A 20,010-nucleotide genomic window follows, 5' to 3' on the forward strand; every position below is an offset into this window, starting at 1 on the left:
GTTAGGAGTTTCGTGCATGGATTTTACTGGAAAAGTGGTTTTGATTACGGGGGGAGGGCGTGGCATTGGCCGCGCGGCCGCTCTGGGGTTTGCCCGTCATGGGGCCGATCTGTCGCTGGCAGCCCGCACGGCGGCTGACTTGGAGTCCGTTGCGACTGAGGTTCGCGCCCTGGGCCGCCGGGTGGTGGCGATTCCAACCGATACGACGCGCCGCGAGCAGGTAACGGCCTGGGTTGCCACGACCGTTGCCGAACTCGGTCGGATTGATGTGGTCGTCAATGCGGCCGGTATCGGCATTCTGAAGCCCTTCTCTGATCTGACGGAAGACGACCTAGATCGCATGCTGGCCGTCAATGTTCGGGGCGTTTTCTCGGTCACGCAGGTGGCGGCAGCGGAAATGGCAAAAACTGGCGGGGGCATCGTCGTCAACATCCCAGGCATTCTGGGGCGAGCGGCAATGATGCAGGCGGCCGGGTACTGCGCCTCGAAGTTTGCCGTCACCGGGATGACGCGCGCGATGGCGCTTGACCTCAAACGCAGCGGTATCCGCTTTACCTTGCTTCACCTTGGTGGTGTGGATTCCCCATTTTGGGATAACATTGCCATGCGCGTCCAACGTGACAAGATGCTGTCAGTTGAAGATGCGGCAAACACCATTTTGTTTGCCGCGTCGCAGACCGGTAATGGCGTGTTGAACGAACTCGTTCTCCAGCCGGAGAGTCACCAAATGTAATTCACGCGGCAAGGGCAAGCATCGCCCTTGCCGCCATTGAGTTGTATGGAAATCGTGACTCGTATTCCACGCATGCGAATGCTTGCCCCACGCCTCAAACGCGATGGAAAGAAGTTGGCGCTCATTCCCACCATGAGTGCCCTCCATGATGGACATGCCAGCCTCATCCGGCGCGCGCAGATCATCGCCGACGTGGTCGTGGTTTCGATTTTTTTCAACCCCATTCACTTTCAACAGGGAGATGAGTTTGAAGTTCCCACCCGCGACTTGGCGCGCGACGCCGAACTCGTCGCCAATAAAGGCGTGGACGTCCTGTTTGCGCCAAGCGTGGATGAGATCTACCCGGAAGACTTCCTGACCTATGTGACGACAGACATCCTGGACTGTCGGCTGTGCGGGGCCAATCAGCCAAACTACTTTCGTGGCGTGACCACGATCATCAACAAGCTCATCAATATCGTCCAGCCGCACTTCACTCTGGTTGGGCAGAAAGATGCCCAGCAATCCATTATCATCCGGCGCATGGTTCGTGATTTATCCATGGATACGGAAGTGGTGATTTGTCCGACGGTGCGTGGTTCTGATGGACTGGTTATTTCCTCACGCAATGCGTCGCTCAATCCGGCGGAGCGCCGCGCCGCGCTGGTGCTTTACCGCGGACTTCAACGCGCGCAAGAATTGGTTGAGCGGGAGGGCGTGCGAGAGGCTGCCACGCTGACCGAGGCCGTCCGCCAAGTGCTAGAAACGGAACCTCTGGTGCGCCCAGAATATGTCGCCTTGGTGGACATGGAAAACCTCAATCCCTTGACGACACTGGCCGATGACTCAGAGTCACTCCTGGCGCTGGCGGCCCATGTCGGCCAGGTGCGGCTTACCGACAACATCGTTCTGAGCACAGGCACGACCTAGCATCTCAGCGCACTTGTTGCGTCGGTCTGGCTTGGACGAGAGACTAGGCTTTCTTGCCGGGGGCTTTTTCAAGGTGGTACTATCAACAAGGTTTCGTCTTGGTGACCTTGACCTGTGGACGGCAACCTGCTCTATCTAAGTGCGGCCGGGAGATAAGGTCTCCAGAATCTGCCTCGGTAGTGTGACCTGGGCCAGTGTGAGTCAACCATCATGTTCTGCCCAAAGTGCGGTACCGAAAATCGCCCAAACGCTCGCTTCTGTAAAGCCTGCGGACATTCCTTCGGTGGAACAAGAGCGGACGAGTCATCACCGCTGACTGAATCATCTCCGATTGAGCAGACATTCATCATGCGCTCAGTCGGACCAGATGACCCAGGGCGAACGAATATATCACTTCCCTCGCTTGGACTGTCTCCCCAAGCGGCTGAACCAGCGATGCCGCCTGCCCACGCTGCTGACAATGGCAACCAAGCAGATGGGGAAGGCTTCATTTTAGGTGAAATTTCATCGCCTAACCTCAAGTCTCCGCCACGTGTCGCAAGGGAGTCAGAGCCTGAACCTAGCTTGTTTCTGAGTGATAACGAGCCACAACCGCCGCCGACTATCATCCCACCGCTTCCGCCACCACCACCGGCCGTGTTGCCGCCTAATGGGCCTGTTGCGAATACCAGCGCTCAAGGGAGTTGGCCACCGCCGCCGCCGGTCACACCAACCCCACCCAGCGGTGTTCCGCTTCCACCAGAAGTTGCCTCAACGCCATTTCGTCCGATTGAGCCGTTAACTGGTGCGCCGCGTCCCATGGGACGCAACCAAACGAGTGAGATACCAGTTGTGCCGCCCAAGCCACCGGCTGACCTTTTTGCTCCGGCGGTACCATCGCCTGCACCGGCAAGGGGTTTGTCATCTCGCCTGGGGTTGATCATCGGACTTGCCGTTGCCGTGGTTGTGCTTGTGATTGGGGCAGTTGCGGTTGTCACCTACTTCCAGTTCATTGCGCCACCTGCGCCAACCGCTTCAGAGCCACCGTCCCCCGAGACAACCCCACCTGACAGCATAACGCAGCCCCCTGCTGAGAAACCGCTAAAGCCAGCCATTCCGGAAAACATGGTTGCCATCCCAGGCGGTGAATATGACATCGGGCGGGACGCCGGTGATTTCCTTGACCCCTACGAAAAGCCGCGACACACGGTGACACTGCGTCCGTTTTTCATTGACAAAACAGAAGTCACTAACGTTGATTACCTGAAGTTCATAGAGGCGACCGGCCATCCGGCACCAACCTCGTGGAACAATGGGCGAATTGAACCCGGTAAGGAGCTGTTTCCGGTCACGGGTGTCACCCTCACCGACGCTGAAGCCTATGCCAAGTGGGCTGGCAAGCGGCTGCCAACCGAAGAAGAATGGGAAGCGGCTGCGCACGGACGGACGCCAACCGTTTTCCCCTGGGGGAATGCGTTTGATCCCAGTCGTGCCAATGTCAAAGCAAGCGGTTTTGGCGCGCCGGCTCGGGTCGGTTCGTATCCAGCCGGGGCCAGCCCCTTTGGTGTTCTCGATATGACTGGCAATGTCTGGGAATGGACGGCCTCAGAAGCCACGCTTTATCCCGGAAGCAAAGCGTCCCCGCCCAGTTGGGACAAGCCACTCGACCCGGGTGCTCGGCTACAAATTATTCGCGGCGGCGCATTTAGCGAAGAGACAAAAAAGTGTACCGTGACCTATCGCAACTGGGTTCCCTCTAACTTCAGCGCCCGTGAACTTGGCTTTCGGTGCGTCCTGGATCAACCGTCTCAGTAGGGGTCATCCAGTTTAGCTTTTGAATATCATCTGCTGAATACTACTTCTGCTGAATACTACTTCCGTCGTATGGTTACCATTCAGCTTACTGCCGCGTGTTTATCCATCAAGTGGCTTGGTCGGCTATTGGCAACGAGTGCATTGGGGCTGCTCCTGCCTTCCCAAAGCATAGCCTTCGCACAGATCGGACGCTCCGATACACCACCCCCTTCCTCATCGCCAGCAGCGTCCCCATCGTCTGGGACGGCGGCTGGCAAGCGGCTGCCACCGCGCCGCCCACCAACGGTCAAGACGCCAACGGGTGTGATGATGCCTTTGGGACGGTCCCCCGAATTTTACTTCGAGGAAGGTAGCGAACTTTTCAATAAAGAAGACTTTGTTTCCGCGCGCATGTTCTTCGAGCAGGGCGGAAAGGTGGCGCGTCCCAAGAGTGAGCTAGCAGATGCATTGAACCGGCGGTCTGAAGTGACCAGCCACATGGTGCTCGGGATACAGTTCGAGCAACAGGGAAGCTTCAGTGAAGCACTATCGGAATACGACAAGGTCTTGGCTTTAGAGCCATCTAATTTCCTGGCTAAAAAGCATGCCGGGCGGGCGCTCAAAGCGCTTGGGACGACAGCGATGGCAAACCAAGACTGGGCAGCAGCGATTGCCGCCTTAGACCGCTCGCGCGAGCTTGCGCCTGATTCGGCGACCGATGACGCACTGGTCTCGGCTTTACTTGGGCTGGCTCAACAGCAAAGCGATCTGTCTCAAGCCCAGGAAATCTACCAGCGCATTCTATCCATTGCGCCAAGCAACAGTGAGGCACGCAATGGGCTGCGCCGTACTGAGGCGGTGACTCGGATACGCCGGGCAGAAACGGCGTTCCAAGCCGGACGCTATAACGAAGCGCGGAGTGAGTACGAAGCAGCACTCAGCTTAGATCCGAGTAATGCTGACGCAGTGGCCGGCAAAGCAAAGGCAGAAGCTTACCTGACCCGCCTGTCCGCCGATGCTGCCTACAATCAGCGCGACTTCCGCACTGCCTACGCTCACTATCAGAAATTCAAAACGTTTGCGCCTAACGATCCGCAGGTGACAGCCCGCCTGGATGAGTTGTCAGTACGCCTAGAGCCGGCATTGCCCTTACGCGGTAGCCTAACCTACAAGTTCAAAACGGCGAGTCCATTTCGGATTCGCTTACAGCGCGATCAAGTAACAAGTGCGCTTCTCGACAGTGAGCAGCCGATCGAACCAGAAGTGAAACTTCAAGGCCGGCTTCCAGCGCAAGATGCTCTGTTCCGCCTTGGCAAGTCATCACCCAATGTCACGGTCCGTATCACCATGATGCCATCAGCAGCCAATGACTACACGGCTGAACTGGTTGCCACGCCCAAGAATCCACGCTCCGAAGACATCACGGTGGTTGCAGAATGGACACTCCCCACCAAGGGCCTGCTTCAGTGGACAAAACAGCTCCAACCGGGCCTTTATCGGGTTTACTGGCAGGGTCCTTATTTCGAAGTCTTCGATCCTGCGGGCGTGTGTATTGAATCGGGCGTCCAATCTCGGCTTCCCCGACAACCCTTGGTGGTCAAGGTCAAGCCGGTCAAGGGTGTGACCTTCCAAATCGCTGAACAACCCAAACCGGAAAACAACTTTACCTTCGCCCTTAACCTGGCCGTCACCACCCCAACCAACCTGTTACTTGATTTGAGCTGGGCGGTTGGGGGCAAGTAGGGCGCAGCGGCGCTTGCATGAAGCAATACTGATTGAAAGAATAAAATGACAGCCGTACCCGAAGTTGAAGGCAGACCCCGCACGGACACTCCCTAGAGCCTGGGTACGGCTGTTCTCTTGAACATGAGAGCAGCAACTTTCATACCAATGTTTGATCTCGGCTGAAACTCGTATCCAGCCCAGTTTTTTGCCCTGAGTTGACAATTCTTTTCAACCGGCCAGTGTCATTTTTTGTCACCTTAGACTTTTTTTGACAGGAAAAGGTAACATTTTTCGTGTCTGACCCTCTACTCCTTCTCCTTTCACTTTTTGGCTCGACGCTCCGCCTTTCAACTCCTTTGATTCTTGCTGCCTTGGGTGGGCTGTATGCCGAGCGGAGTGGCGTCATCAACATGGCGCTGGAAGGCATCATGCTGGCCGGGGCGTTCACAGCAGCGACGGTGACAGCTCTCGTTGGAAATCCCTGGCTGGGTTTGCTGGCGGGACTCGGAGCCGGGCTCATGGTGGCAGCGCTCCATGCGTTTTGCTGTATCACCTGCCGCGCGGATCAAGTAGTAACCGGAACGGCTATCAACATTTTGATGCTGGGGATTCCGCCGTTGGTTTCGGGAGCGCTGTTTGAGTCCACCGGTTCGACGCCGGCGCTGGCCAAAACCCAGACGCTCCCGACCCTGCCAATCGTTGCGGCGCTGGTTGCCGTTCCGGCGACGATGTTCATACTGTTCAAGACACCCTTTGGGTTACGTCTCCGGGCAGTCGGCGAAACGCCGGAGGCAGTGGCCACGGCTGGGATTAGCGTGAACTGGCTGCGCTGGCAAGGGGTCCTAATTTCAGGCCTGCTAGCCGGGCTTGGTGGCGTTTATCTCTCGATCGGGCAAAACTCACTCTACACACGCAACATGACAGCCGGACGCGGCTACATTGCCTTGGCAGCACTCATCTTTGGCAATTGGCTTCCCTTCCGGGTGCTGGTGGCGTGCTTGCTCTTTGGTTTCATGGATGCGGTGCAGATTCGCCTCCAAGGGACGGCTTCCCTGCCCACGCAGTTCATCCAGGTCATTCCATATATTTTTACGATGGTGGTTTTAGCTGGCTTCATCGGCAAGGCTGTGCCGCCGCGGGCGCTGGGAACGCCCTACATCAAAGGGCGCCGCTAGGAAGCCGTTTCACCCTGGGCAATGCGCGCTTGCAGTCGCTCGAGAGGAAACTGTCCGACGCCCTGTCGGGTTTGGATGGACTCGGCAACTGCCGCCATGAGGGCGCGGTTGATTGGGGTTGGAACCCCATACTGCTGACCGAGGCGGACGATCTCGCCATTGAGGTAGTCAACTTCCGTTTCTGGACGGCGGAAGTGAAGGTCCTGCCACATCGAAGGGTAGCCGCGCTGCTCAGGCGGCGTGTCGGAAAACTCGAGGCGGCGCGCCGCAAAGGCCTCGACTTGAGCGCGAATATCGAAGCGACCGGTGACATCGGCCGGAGAAATGCCGGCCGCAGCCAACACGCGCAACCCTTCGTCCATGATAGCCCGCATCATCGCCAGCATGGCTGGATCGGCAAAAGCCTTCTGCCAGTAGCAATCCGTCACCGCCAACAAGGCGTTGTTGAGATTGCCAATGAGCTTGCCCCACTTGACCGCCATGGCGTCGGGATGCTCCCGGGTGGGGAGTCCAGCCACGGTGAGATCGGCCGCGACCTGAGCAGTGAGGGCGTCCGTTCCCGCCGGAAAGCGGCCTACGGCCAGAAAGTCGGTGATGGTCAGGATCACGCGCCCCGGTTCAGGCAGTACGGCGTTGAAAAGAACGAGCACCGGATACACATTGGCAAAAGACGTGGCGACGACCGGCTCGTTGGCCACACCGTTTTGCAGGCAGAACACCGGGGTGTCCGCCGGGAAATGGGCGGCAAGTTCGGCAGCGGCCGCTGCCGTCTGGGTGGCTTTGACACTCAGCAGGATGGCATCGCCTGGGCTTGGCTTGAGCCTCGTCACGCTCGATTCGGCCGGCACGTCAAGGGTGAAGACTTCCGTTGGCGTTTCGAGTCGCAATCCCCGGTCGGCAATGGCGGAGACATGAGACGGACGAGCCATCAGGCAAACCTTGCGGCCGGCACGGTAGAGCAACCCACCGACGACGCTGCCCACGGCACCCGCGCCATATACAATGTAACGCTCAATGGTCATGCGCGTAGTTCTTTGGGAAGGAACAAGACCAGGCTTTGGGAGACCAGCAGGCTGGTTAGAAAAAAGAAAATAACTTCTTCGAGTGGAACGATACCAAGGTGAATACCCAGAATCTGATTGGCATCAAACAACCAGATTCCCTCGGCAATGGCCAGTGAGTCGGCGACGATGAAATACAGTCCGACGGCAATCACCGGAACAAAGACGGCGCGCGCGTTGCGCGTCAGAATCCGCCAACCAATGACCCACTGGAGAATGACGATAGGGAGCATCCACCCCAATAAGTGAAACAGGTAGTTGGTTTTCATGCCGGCCCTTCCTTGGAGTCCGGCGTTTGGCGCGGCCGCAGCAGGGCGACCGTCAAAAACCCGACACTGATGGTTTGCAGGAAGAAAAAGCCATATTCCTCAATCGGAAGCCGCCAAATACGGAACAAAATTTTGTCTTCCGGGAAATCCCAGATGCCAAGCTTGACGGCATGATTGTCCCACGGGGTCGTGAAGACAAAGACAATGAGACAGACCAGCCCAAGCCAGCGCGCGTGAGCGCGGGAAAACTTGCCACGCGCCAGCCAAGCCGTCACGAGGAGCAGTGGCAGGCTGAAGTAGAGGTGAAACTGCAAGTACGTCATGAAAGGAAAATAACCAGGGAACGCGCTAGGGGCAATACAACTGGGGGCCAGCGTATCCAAGCTCCTTGGGCAGAGGAAAGTCTATGGCTTTCCTTACCTAAGAAATAATCAACGTGACACTGGACTGCGCTCCCAACCCGCGCAAGGCAGGTCAGGTCGCCAGTGCCTCGGCACGTCCCAGCGCCGGCAGTTTGCGGTTCAGCTTGCGGTTGCGTCGTGAAGTCCCGGCACCGATTCGGGTCAGGTCGCGGAGGCATCGCTGCCTAATGCGTGACGGCGGTTGGGGTTGAGCATATCCGTCGCGATTTGTCCGTCCCGAATCGTCAGCACGCGATGGGCATGCGCGGCGATGTCAGGCTCATGGGTGACGACAATGATGGTGTTGCCGCGTTCGTGCAGCACATCCAGCAACCCCATGATCTCCCGACTCGTCGCCGAATCGAGGTTTCCGGTCGGCTCGTCCGCCAGAATGATGGATGGGTTATTGACCAGTGCGCGCGCAATGGCAACCCGCTGACGCTGCCCACCGGAGAGTTCATTTGGGCGGTGGTGCATCCGGTGCGCCAAGTCAACCTGCTCCAGCGCCCGCTTGGCCCGCCGCAGTCGCTCCGCCGAAGGTACGCCGCTGTAGATCAGTGGCAGTTCCACGTTATGAAGGGCGGTAGCGCGCGGCAGCAAGTTGAAGGTCTGGAAGACAAAGCCAATTTCCTGATTGCGAACCTGGGCAAGTTCATCGTCATCCATGGACGACACCAGCTTGCCGTTGAGCCAGTATTCGCCCTTGGTCGGCGTGTCGAGACAGCCGATGAGGTTCATCAGCGTGGACTTTCCCGACCCGGACGGCCCAACGATGGCAATGTACTCATTCCGCTGAATCGTGAAGCTCACGCCGTGTAGCGCGTGGATGATTTCCTCTCCCATCCGATACGTCTTCCACACATCTTTGGTCTGGATGACCGGCGGGGTGTGAACGATTGGGGGGATGGCGTCTGCCGTGATTGATGTGGTCTCAACAAACATAATTGGGCGGGGGTACTGAGGGATTATCCCTTGGCTTTGTCAACATTGCCGGTTTGCGCGTCACGGGTAATCGTCGCGCCAGGTTTCAGGGTGCGCAGGAGCCGGTATGGACCGACCACAATGTTTTGCCCCTCAGACAGGCCATTGACAATTTCAATGTCCGTTTCACCGAGGATGCCGGTCGTGACAGGAACAAACTTTGCCTTGCCACCTTCTTCAACGAAGACGCCTGAAACTTCAGCGCGCTTGGCCGGTTTCTTCTCGGTGTCACTGCCGGCCGCAGGTGGTGGGGTGGACGGCGTCGGTGCGGTGGATACATCGGCCGGATCGCGGCTGACCAGTGCTTGGAGGGGAATCACGAGGACGTCCCGCCGGGTGTCAGTCGTAATGACGGCCGTTGCCGACATGCCCGGCCGCAGGCGAGCCCGGTCTTTTTCGGAAGGGTTGAGACGAATCTTGACCTTGAAGTTTTTGGCTTCCTGGGACGTCGCATTGGCGGCAATGGTTTGCCCAGATCGGGTCACAGCGCTTTGACCGACTTCGGCAACCTGGCCGGGAATCTCCGTGTCACCGAGTGAATCCACCTTGACCTTGGCCGGCTGTCCAATGCGGACGTTGGCAATATCGGTTTCATCAACCTGGACCTCGATGTTGATTTCTGACATGTCAGCAATGGTCATCAGCGCCGTGGTATTGAGATTGGCAACGGCGAACTCACCGACGCGCACGGGCAAGCTTGACACCACGCCGTCAATCGGAGACTTCCGAATGGTTTGATCGAGAAAATACTGGGAGTTGACCAACTGCGCGCGCGATGCCTTGACCCGCTGCCAGGCCGACTTGCTCGACTCCTCAGCTCGTTGAACGCCAATTTCGGCGTCCTGGACCACCTGCTTGAGCCGCTCAATCTGAATCACCTGCGCATCGTAAGCGGCTTTGGCAACCTCATAGTTGGCCTGGGCGGTATCGAAGTCGGCCCGTGACACTACACCGGCTTCAAGCAGCTCGGTGGTGCGGCGGAGCTGGATTTTTTGTAAATCGAGCTGCGCCTTGAGCCGACTGAGGTCGGTTTCCGCCGCAATGAGCTGGGCCTTGTTCTGCGTGACCAAGTTACGGGCACTGAGGACTTGGGTCTCCGTGGCGCGCGCATCCTGCTCGGCGGCTCGGTAGTTGGCCTCGGCGCTCTGCTGAGAGGTCAGTTGCTGGGTGGGGTCCACCTTGACCAGAGGTTGCCCCTTGCGCACGACATCCCCTTCCTTGACGAAAATATCGGTGACACGCCCAGGAACTTCGGCCGTGAGGTTGTACAGTGCAGCCGGTCGAACTTCGCCCGAAGCCGACACTTTGGCTTCGAGAAGTTCGCGCCGCTTGACTTGTTCAATCTGCACGCTAATGGCATCGGTGCGGCGGGTCAGCAGACTGGCAGCCATGATACTGACGACAAGCAGGGTTGCTCCGCCGACAATCAGCAACTTTTTGGTTCGACTAAGCGCCATGATGTGTGGAAGCCTTGGAGTTCTCGAGCAGGTTTAGACGGCTTTGGCGTTGGTAGTATTACCAGACGTGATGCGGACGCTTACGCCGAAGCCGGTACGCAGGTTTCAAGAAAATACATGGAGCGGCAACGTGCGTTTCAAAATTCAGTTCTGCGCTGCGGGACCAGACGATAGCCAAGCTTGGACTTTGTGCTTGATGATACGCCGCCGAACGGCCAGGCTGTGTGTGGCGACGTACCTTGACCCTGGGGACACCAACTCAATCACGCTGCGATGACAATACTTTACACAGCTCAATGGGTGATACCGGTGGCCGGTGTACCGATCCAGGATGGCGCGGTTGCGGTCCAGGACGGAAAGATTCTGACGCTTGGCCCAGAGTCAGAAGTCCGGGCACGACTCGCGCGCTTCGGCAATCTGGAAACTGTGGCACTCGGAAATGCCGCCATCTGTCCGGGTTTCGTCAATGTCCACGCCCACCTTGAGCTGACGGCGCTCCGTGGCCGCCTCGAAGACCTGTCGTTCTTCGATTGGATTCGCACGCTCACCGACTTGCGCGGGGCATGGATGCAGGCCGAAGACCTGGAGCTTTCAGCCCAGTGGGGCGTCGTCGAGGCAATCCGGGCCGGCATCACCACGCTTGCCGATACTGAAACATCCGGCGCTGGTTTTCGCGCCCTGTGCGCCGGTGGTCTGCGGGGCATCGCCTACCAGGAAGTCTTTGGTCCTGACCCGATGCAGGCCAAGAAAAGCTTAGCCGGACTCAAACGGCGCATCGAGGCGCAGCGTCCAGCCGAAACCGACTTGGTACGCCTCGGGGTTTCGCCCCATGCCGTGTATTCCGTCTCGGCGCTCCTGTTCCGACTGGTCATCGAATATGCCGAACGCCAGGGGTTGCCGGTGGCCATCCACTGCGCAGAATCACAAGCCGAGGACGATTTTCTCCGCACTGGGCAGGGACCTTTTGCCGAGTTTTTGCGCAGCCGTGGCATCGGCTGGACCCCACCCCGCGTGTCGGCGATTCGGTATCTCAGCGACCTGAACGTACTGCGTGTCAAGCCGCTACTGATCCACGCCGTCCGCGCCACAGAAGAAGACATCGGCCTGCTGACCTTTCATGGCGCGCGCGTTGCCCATTGCCCCAAGTCGAACGCCAAGTTCGGGCACGGCATTGCCCCGGTAAGCCGAATGCGCCAGCGTGGCGTGCGGGTTGGACTGGGGACGGACAGCGTCGCATCGAACAATGTTTGCGACCTTCTCGATGAAGGGCGGTTTGCCCAGCTCCTGAGCCGCGCCACGCAAGGGGATGGACAGATGCTACCGGCAGCGGCGCTCTTGCAGTGGATGACCCTGGATGGGGCATGCGTGCTCGGACTCGACGACCAAATTGGGACGCTGGAGGTCGGCAAGGACGCCGATCTGGTCGGTATCTCACTGGTTGGACCGCACCTCGAGCCGGTTTATGACCCGGTGGCGACGGTGACAACGGCCGCTACCGGGCGCGACGTGGTGTTGACCGTCGTCAAAGGGCGTGTTGTTTACGATGGGAAACGGGTTCTGACGCTCGATGAAGAACAACTGCGCGACCGCCTTCGCGCGCTCGCCGGGCGCTTGCATCCATCGCTTGCATCCATTAGGTGATACGCTTGAGACCGGCAGACGATAGCAAATCCATGAAACCTGGATTTTTTGGTATCATCCACCAGGTGCCATAGCGAGAAGCCCCTGTGGGCGGGCAGTGGAGGCGCGTAAGCAGCGGGAAGTTAGCGACAGGTGTTTGTTGTCATGAAGAGCATGACGGGTTTTGGCCGCGCCACCGTGGCCACCGATGAATTTTCCCTCACCGTTGAGTTGCGCGCGGTCAACAACCGATTTCTGGACATTCATGCGCGCTTGCCATCCGAGTTGACAGCCACGGAGGCAGACTTTCGCAAGCTTGTGCAGTCACGGTTGCAGCGGGGGCGGATTGACGCCACAGTGAGCTTGACCCAACACCGCCCGGTGACCTTCCTGGTCAATATCCCGCTCGTGCAGGGCTATGTCACGGCGCTCCGCCAAGCCCAGGCGGCAACGGGTGTGGCTGGCGACTTTGACCTGAGTTTGTTGGCACGGCTGCCGGGGGCAATTCAGCCCGCCATGGAGACGGATGAAGTGTTTGCTGCGCGCTTGTCGAATGGACTGCTTACGGCAGCGGGGCAGGCCCTCGACGCCCTCGATGCCATGCGCCAAACTGAAGGACGAGCGCTTGCCATGGAAATCTCGGCGCGGCTGGAGGCAATTGCCGAGCGCATTCCGGTGATTGAGGCGGCGGCAGCCACAGTTTTTGACGCTCAACGGGCGCGATTCGAACGGCGCATGCAGTCTTTGCTCCGCGATCTGGGCAGCATTGATGAAGGCCGCTTGGCACAGGAAGCCGCCTATGCCGCCGAACGCTGTGACATTACAGAAGAAATCGCGCGACTGCGGAGTCATGTTGCCCAAATGCGCGACTTACTCGTTCGTGAGGCAGCCGGTATTGGCAAGGCAATGGATTTTCTCTTACAGGAAATGAATCGTGAAGCGAATACGATGCTTTCCAAGGCCAGTGACACTACGGTTCACGATGTAGCGCTTTCGGTCAAAACCGAAATCGAAAAGATTAAGGAGCAAGCCCAGAATGTTGAATAGCCACCTGCATCCTCGACGCCGCGGCATGCTGGTGGTTGTCTCTGCGCCATCCGGGGGCGGCAAGTCCACCTTGCTGCGGCGGCTCTTGGCTGAAGTGGACAATCTGCGCTACTCAATTTCTTACACCACGCGCCCGCCCCGGCCTGGCGAGCGGGACGGTGAGCATTACTACTTTGTGTCGCCGGATGACTTTGAGCGCATGCGCGAGCACGGGGAATTTTTGGAGTCGGCGCTCGTTCACGGGCACTTTTACGGCACGCACCGCAAGTTTGTTGAAGCAACCTTAGACCGCGGACAAGACCTCATTCTCGATATTGATGTTCAAGGGGCCGAAAGTCTGGCCAACATCATGCCGGAAGCGACGCGAATTTTCATCATGCCGCCAAGCTATGACGTGTTGTGCCAGCGGCTGCGCGCGCGCGGCAGCGATGACCCAGCGATCATTGCGCGCCGCTTGCGAAATGCTGGGCAGGAAGTCAGGCGCTTTCGCGAGTTTCACTATGTCGTCGTCAATGACGACCTCGACCGCGCTCTTCAGGCATTGATCTGTATCATTGGCGCCGAGCGCGAGCGGTGGCGGCTCACCGAAAAAGCGCTCGATGCCATCGTTGCCACTTTTCAAACTGGAATCACCTTGTTGCCAGTAGAAGGAGGATACCCAAGCTATGACGACACCCAAGGAAACTAAAACCGAAATACGTACCATTCCCGACAGCAAGTATCGGTTGATCCTGGTGGCCGCCGCGCGCAGCAAGCAAATCCAAAAGGGACGCGAGCCGCGGGTGCGTTCCGCCAATCACAAACCTACCCGGATTGCACTTGAAGAAGTCAGCCAGGGGTTAGTGCCGTTTGAAGTGCTGCCACCTCGTGAATCAACCATTCCCCATCACGAAGATGGCATCATTAGTATTTAGCTTGGTCAGGATTGATTTTCGGATGCGCACACTCTGGTGGATAGGTTCTCATCCAGGTGTGTTGCTGTTGCCGGGATGAATGCCCGGCAACAAAACCGAAGAGAACCAAAGCTGCGCGGAGCCTCCCCACTTCGCTTCGGCCACCGGCGGCGGATTGCGCCGCTGGTGCGCCGCCCTTGCGGGCGCAAATGCTGCACGGATAGCCAGTCGTTGACCCTATGCGAATGATAGCCAGCCACGCTGACGATGCGTGGCATGTGTTGCGCCAACCAGGCGCTTATGAGTGGTGGTACTTTGATGCGCTGTCGGAAGACCAAGACTATGGGCTGGTGGCCATTTGGTTCTGCGGCATGCCGTTTTCGCCGGATTACAACGCGCACGTTGAAGCCTATGAACGCGGCCGGGCTGCGGCTCCAGACCCCTGCGATTACGCGGCCTTTTCGTTTGCGCTGTATCACCGCGGGCGTCCGATTGCCTACGCGCTTACTGAATACGATACCTTCACCGCCTTGACGACGCAGCCGACGGTTTGCACCGGTCGGAACTGGTTTACCTATGACGCGGCGACAGCAACTTATCACCTCGTCGTGGACGTGGATTTAACGGAAGTCACAACTGCGATTCCGGTTGCCATCGGACGCCGTCTGACCGGAACGATGACCTTTCGCAACCTGACCGAGAACTGGTTTTCGCCAGCGCTGGCGGCATCGAGTCTCGGCCGGTTGTCGTCTGCCAACGGAACGCATACCTGGAATCTGGTTGCGCCCGTGTGCGCAACGCAAGGGACGCTCGAAATCACCGCGGCCGACGGACGGCGCGAGCGGCAGGTAGCGTTTGCCGGACGCGGCTACCACGACCACAACTACGACACGGTTCCGATGTCCCGCGCCATCAACCGCTGGCACTGGGGACGTTGCTGGCGTGGCGACCGCATGCTGATTTACTACCGCAACGAGCCGTTGCCTGGGCAGCCGGGAGACTTTTCATTTGGCGCGGTGTTCGACGGTGAGCGCCCCCAACTGGTCACGGACGCCATTGATGTGGCCTTTGAGGCCCAGCAGCGCAATTGGTTGGGGTTGAAGTATCCGCACCGCCTGCGGGTCACATTGCCGTCCACCGGCGAAACCTGGATGATTCGGCAGCGGCACATGGTGGACTCCGGGCCGTTTTACATCCGCTTTCTGAGCGGCTTGGAAGCCGAGTCCAATGACGATGCGCACGGCGTCTCAGAAACACTGGACGGCGTGCGCCTGCGGTGGCGGCTGTTCCGTCCGATGATCAATACGCGCATTCAACGGCCACCCAGCCGCCGGGCCCTGCTCCCAGCTCCGGTCATGCGATTGGGAAGGACGGCTCTGATCTGGCTCGTCACCTAGCCGGGTTGGTATCGTTTGGCGTCACTTGGCGCTGAAGACGATCTCGCCGCCGACAACGGTCATCACACACCGCAGCTTGAGGATGTCAGCTTCTGGGACGGTAAGGAGATCGCCGGACAAAATCGTGAAGTCGGCCCGTTTGCCAACGGTAATCGTCCCACTCTCTGCGTAGTCCTCGAAAGCGGCGTAAGCCGGCCAGAGCGTGAGCATTTTCAAGGCTTCAAGGCGGCTGACGGCCTGTTCGGGGTGCCATCCTTCGCCAGAAAAGCCGGTCAAGTCTTTCCGCGTGACGGCAGCGTAAAACTCAATCAGTGGCTCGCCGCGCTCGACCGGCGCATCGGACCCACCCGCGATGATCGCGCCGGCCTCGAGCAGTGACCGCCAGGCGTAAGCTCCGGTCAATCGCTCCAGGCCGAGCCGGCGCGGCGCAAAATGAAGGTCGCTGATGGCATGGGAGGGTTGCATCGAAGCGATGACCCCAAGCCGGGCAAAACGTGGAATGTCGGCCGGGTTGAGAATCTGGGCGTGTTCGATGCGCCACCGCACGTCACGGCCTTGCCGTTGCCCAACCGGGGTTTCAGCCAGGACTTGTTCATAGATGTCCAGGACTTGCCGATTGGCCCGGTCGCCGATGGCATGGGTTTGAATCTGAATTCCAGCGCGCAGCGCCTGCCGACAGAGCGCCCGCAGGTCATCGGGTGGCGTCAGAACGAGGCCGGACGTATCGGCATCGGCGTAGGGTTCGAGCAATGCTGCCCCGCGTGATCCAAGCGCGCCATCCATGTAAGCCTTGATGGTTCGCATGGTGAAGCGGCCGCCGGCCTCACCGACAATCGGACCGCTCCGCAGTAGCGCCTCGACTTCGAGGGGACGGTTGGCGGCCGCGTTATAGACCCGCAGTTTAATTTTTCCAGCACGGCACAGCCGCCGCAGAATGTTGGTTTCAAGCAAGGAGCTACCGGCGTTGTGAACGGTGCACCAACCAAGCGATAGCTCGCGCTGCGCACCGGCCAGGGCGGCTCGTTCGTAATCTTCCGGTGACAGGCGTGGCAACACACGTCGGACGAGGTCTTGTGCGCGGTCAATGAGCATGCCGGTCGGTCGGCCGGTGGATTGCTCACGCAAGATGTCGCCGCCAGGTGGATTGGGCGTTGTTTCGTCGAGTCCGGCCAGCTTGAGCGCCAGCGAGTTGACCACCGCAGCGTGACCATCGGCGCGTGTGAGAAAAACGGGGTGGTCAGGGGCGATCGCGTCGAGTTCGGCGGCGGTGGGGAACGTCGGAGGCGTCCAGAAGGTCTCGATCCATCCACGTCCAATGACCCATTCGCCCTTTGGGGTTTGGGCGACACGGGCCGCAACGGCCGCCAAAAAGGCTTCGCGGGTGCGTGTGCCTTCGAGGTTGAGCGTCAGCTCCCGCTCGCCAATGCCAAACAGGTGGCAATGCGCATCGGTGAAACCGGGATACATAACCTGACCGGCGAGGTCGACGATGCGTGTTTTCGGGCCGCGATAAGCAAGGGCTTTGGCCCTAGCCCCAACGAAGACGATGCGCCCGCGCCGCACCGCAACGGCGGTAGCTTGTGGTTGTCGGTCATCGAGTGTGTGGATGAGACCATTGATGAACAGTGTGTCGGCAGGCGGAATACGCCCCAACGCCACCACCGGGAAGCTCATGAGCCACCCGATACAGAGCAAGGTTGCCGTCCAACACACCACCGACTGCCTCATAAGTCACTGAACTTCCATATCAGAACTGGTTCAAGTGGCCCGAGACATCCGAACCCGACCAATGACTTGCTTGCCGACCATCACCAGAAGCAAGACGACGGCGCCAACTAGCACGCCAAATAACCCGTCGCTAATGGGGCTGACGAACCAGGCCAAGACTCGCCCAACGGCCGGGACGGTCTCTGTCCCATGCTCCAGCGCTTCCACCCAGTGATGCACCAGCGGCAAGCCATGGACCAGAATTCCACCACCGACCAAAAACATGGCGGCCGTGCCGGCAATCGAAAGAAACTTCATCAGATACGGAGCCAGCCCAACGATGCTCCGCCCGATGGTGCCCAGTGTGCCGGTGTAACGCTGGCTGAGATACAGCCCGGCATCATCCAGCTTCACAATTGCCGCGACCAGCCCATAGACGCCAATCGTCATGAGAACGGCGACCGTCGCCAGCACCCCAACTTGGATCGAAAAAGGCTTGGCGGCGACTGTTCCAAGGGCAATCACGATAATTTCGGCCGATAGGATGAAATCCGTTCGGATGGCGCCAGCAATCTTGTTGCGTTCATCGCCAGGTGTCTCGGATGCGCCGTTCGGCGACTCCTGTTCGGACGCGCCATGGTCCGCATCATGAGGCAGAAACTTGTGAACAAGCTTCTCGACACCTTCAAAGCACAGAAACGCGCCGCCGATCATCAGCAGTGGAATCACGAGCCAAGGCAGCAGGGCACTGATGGCCAAGGCGCTGGGCACAAGAATCAGCTTGTTGATGGATGACCCCTTGGCCACCGCCCACACGACGGATAGCTCCCGGTCGGTCCGCACCCCGGTGAGTTGCTGGGCATTGAGTGCCAGGTCATCACCAACGACACCGGCCGTTTTCTTGGCAGCTACCTTGGTCATCACTGAAATGTCATCGAGCGTTGACGCAATATCATCGAGCAGCAGAAGAAGGCTTCCACCAGGCATGGCTGGGCTCCCAGGGTAGGTGAATGGAGCGCAAAGCATTCCTTGACGCCGATACCTTGCAGGGAGCGCTTTGCGGCAATCGTTTGAAGTGCGTTTTCAAAATACCATGCTGGCCGTGGAAAACCACTCGTCGGACGTTCAAGTTTCTGACGTTGAGCCGCGAGTGGTTTCGCGCGCGCCGTTCACTTCCGAATCACCAGAGCTTGCCGGTAAGTAAATATCAAACCGTGAGCCTGAACCGACACAGCTTTCCACTCGAATAAATCCGCCCAAGTTTGCGATTGACAAGGCAACGGTGGCAAGGCCCAACCCAGTGCCCTCGTCCACCGGCTTTGTCGTGAAGAATGGCGTAAAAATGTTGGCCAGCGTTTCAGCGTTCATGCCAACGCCGGTGTCACTCACGGAAAGCAGGCTAAATTGCGCCGGTAAGCGCGTCAGCCAGGCGGTAACATCACCAATGACCCGCCCTGTCGTCATCAGCCGCTGGGCGGCGTTGCTGTCAAGCTCAATCAGGTCGGTACAGATGGTGACGCTCCCGCCATCTGGCATCGCGTCATTCGCGTTGACCAGAAGCGTTATCACCACCTGCAACAACAGCACCGGATCGGCGTGAACGTATGGAGGATTCTTGGCTAGCACGAAGTGCAGGCTAACCAGTGGACCAAGCGCCTTCTCTAGGGAGGCCCGATCCTGTTCAAGCAATGTGTTCAAATCAATTGGCCGTGGGTTCAGCCCACCAGGGTGCGCATAGGTCAGGAGGCGTTCGACTAACTGGTGGCCGCGGATGGCGGACTTTCGGATGTCGTTTGCCCGCCGGCGCTGGCGCGTTTCAGCTTCTGGCAAGGTGCGCAGCATCATTTCGCTGTAGCCCTGGACAACTGTGAGCAAATTGTTGAAGTTATGGGCGATGCCCCCGGCGATGTGGCTGAGGAGTTCGGCCTTTTGGGCTAGACGCAGGCGCTCTTCCTGCTGACGACTTTCCGTGAAGTCAAGCGCAACCACGAGAAAGCGCGCTTCTGGCGCTGCATCGCCTTGCACTGGGACAACTTTGAGATTCCACCACCGCAGGGCTTGGCCCTGACGGGCCAGCAAGGATTGCGCCGTGGCCACTTGCCCACCACGCGCCTGGTCAAGCAGGGACTTTAAGGTTTCGGCTGCGGTGGGCGTCCAAAGCTGAAGCCAGTCCTGACCCTGCACGTCCCTCAGCGCGTTCGCCCCCAAGGATGCCAGCCCGGTCGGATTGATGAACTGTACCCGCCCACCGTCGTCAAGCAGCTCAATACTGGCGGGCATGTGATCCAGAATGAGCCGGTTGAGCTGATCGGCCTGCGCCAGCGATCTGGCGAGCCGACGCCGCTCCATAGCATGACGGATGGCGTGCCGCAGGGAGGCGATACCCAATTCGCTTTTTGCCAAGTAATCCTCGGCCCCAGCCTGGAGCGCCTGCATGTCCAGATCGCTTCCTAGCTCAGCCGTGAGCACGATGAGGGGCAAGGTTGGCGCGGCGGCCGACATGGCAGCGACCGTGGCCACCCCCTGCGAGTCAGGCAAGTTGAGATCGAGCAGGCAAACGTCAAAGGACTCCGCCGCAGCCAGGGAAAGTCCGTCGGCGAGTAGGGTCACATGATGACACTCAACCTCTGGGGCAAGGCGTTTGAGGTACCCCTGTGCCACGGTTGCGTAAGCTACATCGTCTTCAATGAGCAGGACACGCATCTGAATTTCCAGCCTAAGTTCATGGGACAGCCTTCCGTATCCGGGGGACAGCCTTCTATGGAAGCAATGGTTGTCGGTTTAACGAGCAATCCGCCGCGCCAGCTTGTGAGTGTCCAGCAATACCGACGGCATAGCAAGCCATCCATCCTGGCCGGTGCC

At 58.9% G+C, this 20,010-nt stretch carries 18 protein-coding genes and 1 pseudogene; 11 read left to right on the forward strand and 8 right to left on the reverse strand.

The features are described 5' to 3' along the window. Nucleotides 1-16: 16 nt before the first annotated feature. The 6 genes and pseudogenes from J8C06_RS08585 to J8C06_RS08605 all read left to right on the forward strand — a co-directional run bounded on the left by J8C06_RS08585 (nt 17) and on the right by J8C06_RS08605 (nt 6,315). Nucleotides 17-733 (forward strand): SDR family oxidoreductase, encoded by a 717-nt coding sequence (locus J8C06_RS08585; protein ID WP_211428297.1) that lies wholly within the window; start codon nt 17-19, stop codon nt 731-733. 45 nt (nt 734-778) lie between these two features. Continuing rightward, nucleotides 779-1,642 (forward strand): pantoate--beta-alanine ligase, encoded by an 864-nt coding sequence (panC, locus tag J8C06_RS08590; protein WP_211428298.1) that lies wholly within the window; start codon nt 779-781, stop codon nt 1,640-1,642. A gap of 210 nt (nt 1,643-1,852) precedes the next feature. Next, nucleotides 1,853-1,915: pseudogene (locus J8C06_RS15440) on the forward strand (zinc-ribbon domain-containing protein); the annotation flags it as partial. Between the two features lie 75 nt (nt 1,916-1,990). Further along, complete coding sequence (locus J8C06_RS08595) at nt 1,991-3,436, forward strand: formylglycine-generating enzyme family protein (RefSeq protein WP_246602013.1); 1,446 nt, start codon at nt 1,991-1,993, stop codon at nt 3,434-3,436. 69 nt (nt 3,437-3,505) lie between these two features. Then, a complete protein-coding gene (locus tag J8C06_RS08600; protein ID WP_211428300.1) occupies nt 3,506-5,158 on the forward strand; it encodes a tetratricopeptide repeat protein in 1,653 nt (550 codons plus the stop codon). Nucleotides 5,159-5,433: 275 nt separating this feature from the next. Continuing rightward, nucleotides 5,434-6,315 (forward strand): ABC transporter permease, encoded by an 882-nt coding sequence (locus J8C06_RS08605; protein WP_211428301.1) that lies wholly within the window; start codon nt 5,434-5,436, stop codon nt 6,313-6,315. Here J8C06_RS08605 and J8C06_RS08610 read toward each other — a convergent pair. The 5 genes from J8C06_RS08610 to J8C06_RS08630 form a co-directional block, all read right to left on the reverse strand. Continuing rightward, nucleotides 6,312-7,337: a ketopantoate reductase family protein gene (locus J8C06_RS08610; protein ID WP_211428302.1), complete on the reverse strand. Its 1,026-nt coding sequence runs from the start codon at nt 7,335-7,337 to the stop codon at nt 6,312-6,314. The two genes, J8C06_RS08605 and J8C06_RS08610, sit on opposite strands and share 4 nt — an antisense overlap. Then, nucleotides 7,334-7,645, reverse strand: a complete 312-nt coding sequence (locus tag J8C06_RS08615) for a lycopene cyclase domain-containing protein (RefSeq protein ID WP_211428303.1) — start codon at nt 7,643-7,645, stop codon at nt 7,334-7,336. The genes J8C06_RS08610 and J8C06_RS08615 overlap by 4 nt, the downstream gene beginning before the upstream one ends. Continuing rightward, nucleotides 7,642-7,968 (reverse strand): lycopene cyclase domain-containing protein, encoded by a 327-nt coding sequence (locus tag J8C06_RS08620; protein WP_211428304.1) that lies wholly within the window; start codon nt 7,966-7,968, stop codon nt 7,642-7,644. Before J8C06_RS08620 ends, J8C06_RS08615 begins: the two co-directional genes overlap by 4 nt. 240 nt (nt 7,969-8,208) lie before the next feature. Further along, nucleotides 8,209-8,988 carry an ABC transporter ATP-binding protein gene (locus tag J8C06_RS08625; RefSeq protein ID WP_407064900.1) on the reverse strand — a complete coding sequence of 260 codons (780 nt, stop codon included), beginning with the start codon at nt 8,986-8,988 and terminating at the stop codon, nt 8,209-8,211. 23 nt (nt 8,989-9,011) lie between these two features. Next, the gene (locus J8C06_RS08630) at nt 9,012-10,484 is read right to left on the reverse strand and encodes an HlyD family secretion protein (RefSeq protein ID WP_211428305.1); all 1,473 of its coding nucleotides are present in this window, start codon (nt 10,482-10,484) and stop codon (nt 9,012-9,014) included. A gap of 273 nt (nt 10,485-10,757) precedes the next feature. On the opposite strand from J8C06_RS08630, the gene J8C06_RS08635 reads away from it, so the two are divergent. The 5 genes from J8C06_RS08635 (at nt 10,758) to J8C06_RS08655 (ending at nt 15,441) form a co-directional block, all read left to right on the forward strand. Continuing rightward, nucleotides 10,758-12,125, forward strand: a complete 1,368-nt coding sequence (locus J8C06_RS08635; protein ID WP_211428306.1) for an amidohydrolase family protein — start codon at nt 10,758-10,760, stop codon at nt 12,123-12,125. A 144-nt stretch (nt 12,126-12,269) separates the two neighbouring features. After that, nucleotides 12,270-13,151, forward strand: coding sequence for a YicC/YloC family endoribonuclease (locus J8C06_RS08640; RefSeq protein WP_211428307.1), 882 nt, complete (start codon nt 12,270-12,272; stop codon nt 13,149-13,151). Further along, nucleotides 13,141-13,839 (forward strand): guanylate kinase, encoded by a 699-nt coding sequence (gmk, locus tag J8C06_RS08645; protein WP_246602014.1) that lies wholly within the window; start codon nt 13,141-13,143, stop codon nt 13,837-13,839. Before J8C06_RS08640 ends, gmk begins: the two co-directional genes overlap by 11 nt. Beyond that, nucleotides 13,817-14,065 (forward strand): DNA-directed RNA polymerase subunit omega, encoded by a 249-nt coding sequence (gene rpoZ, locus J8C06_RS08650; RefSeq protein WP_211428308.1) that lies wholly within the window; start codon nt 13,817-13,819, stop codon nt 14,063-14,065. Before gmk ends, rpoZ begins: the two co-directional genes overlap by 23 nt. 218 nt (nt 14,066-14,283) lie before the next feature. Continuing rightward, nucleotides 14,284-15,441 (forward strand): hypothetical protein, encoded by a 1,158-nt coding sequence (locus J8C06_RS08655; RefSeq protein ID WP_211428309.1) that lies wholly within the window; start codon nt 14,284-14,286, stop codon nt 15,439-15,441. A gap of 21 nt (nt 15,442-15,462) precedes the next feature. Here J8C06_RS08655 and J8C06_RS08660 read toward each other — a convergent pair whose 3' ends face one another. From J8C06_RS08660 to J8C06_RS08670, 3 genes are all read right to left on the reverse strand, one after another. Next, the gene (locus J8C06_RS08660; RefSeq protein WP_211428310.1) at nt 15,463-17,169 is read right to left on the reverse strand and encodes an amidohydrolase; all 1,707 of its coding nucleotides are present in this window, start codon (nt 17,167-17,169) and stop codon (nt 15,463-15,465) included. Nucleotides 17,170-17,199: 30 nt separating this feature from the next. Then, on the reverse strand, nt 17,200-18,135 hold the full coding sequence (locus J8C06_RS08665; RefSeq protein WP_211428311.1) for a DUF808 domain-containing protein: 936 nt from the start codon (nt 18,133-18,135) through the stop codon (nt 17,200-17,202). A gap of 138 nt (nt 18,136-18,273) precedes the next feature. Continuing rightward, on the reverse strand, nt 18,274-19,851 hold the full coding sequence (locus tag J8C06_RS08670; RefSeq protein WP_211428312.1) for an ATP-binding response regulator: 1,578 nt from the start codon (nt 19,849-19,851) through the stop codon (nt 18,274-18,276). Between the last annotated feature and the right edge of the window lie 159 nt (nt 19,852-20,010).

This window comes from Chloracidobacterium validum, assembly GCF_018304825.1.
GTDB classification, from domain to species: domain Bacteria; phylum Acidobacteriota; class Blastocatellia; order Chloracidobacteriales; family Chloracidobacteriaceae; genus Chloracidobacterium; species Chloracidobacterium validum.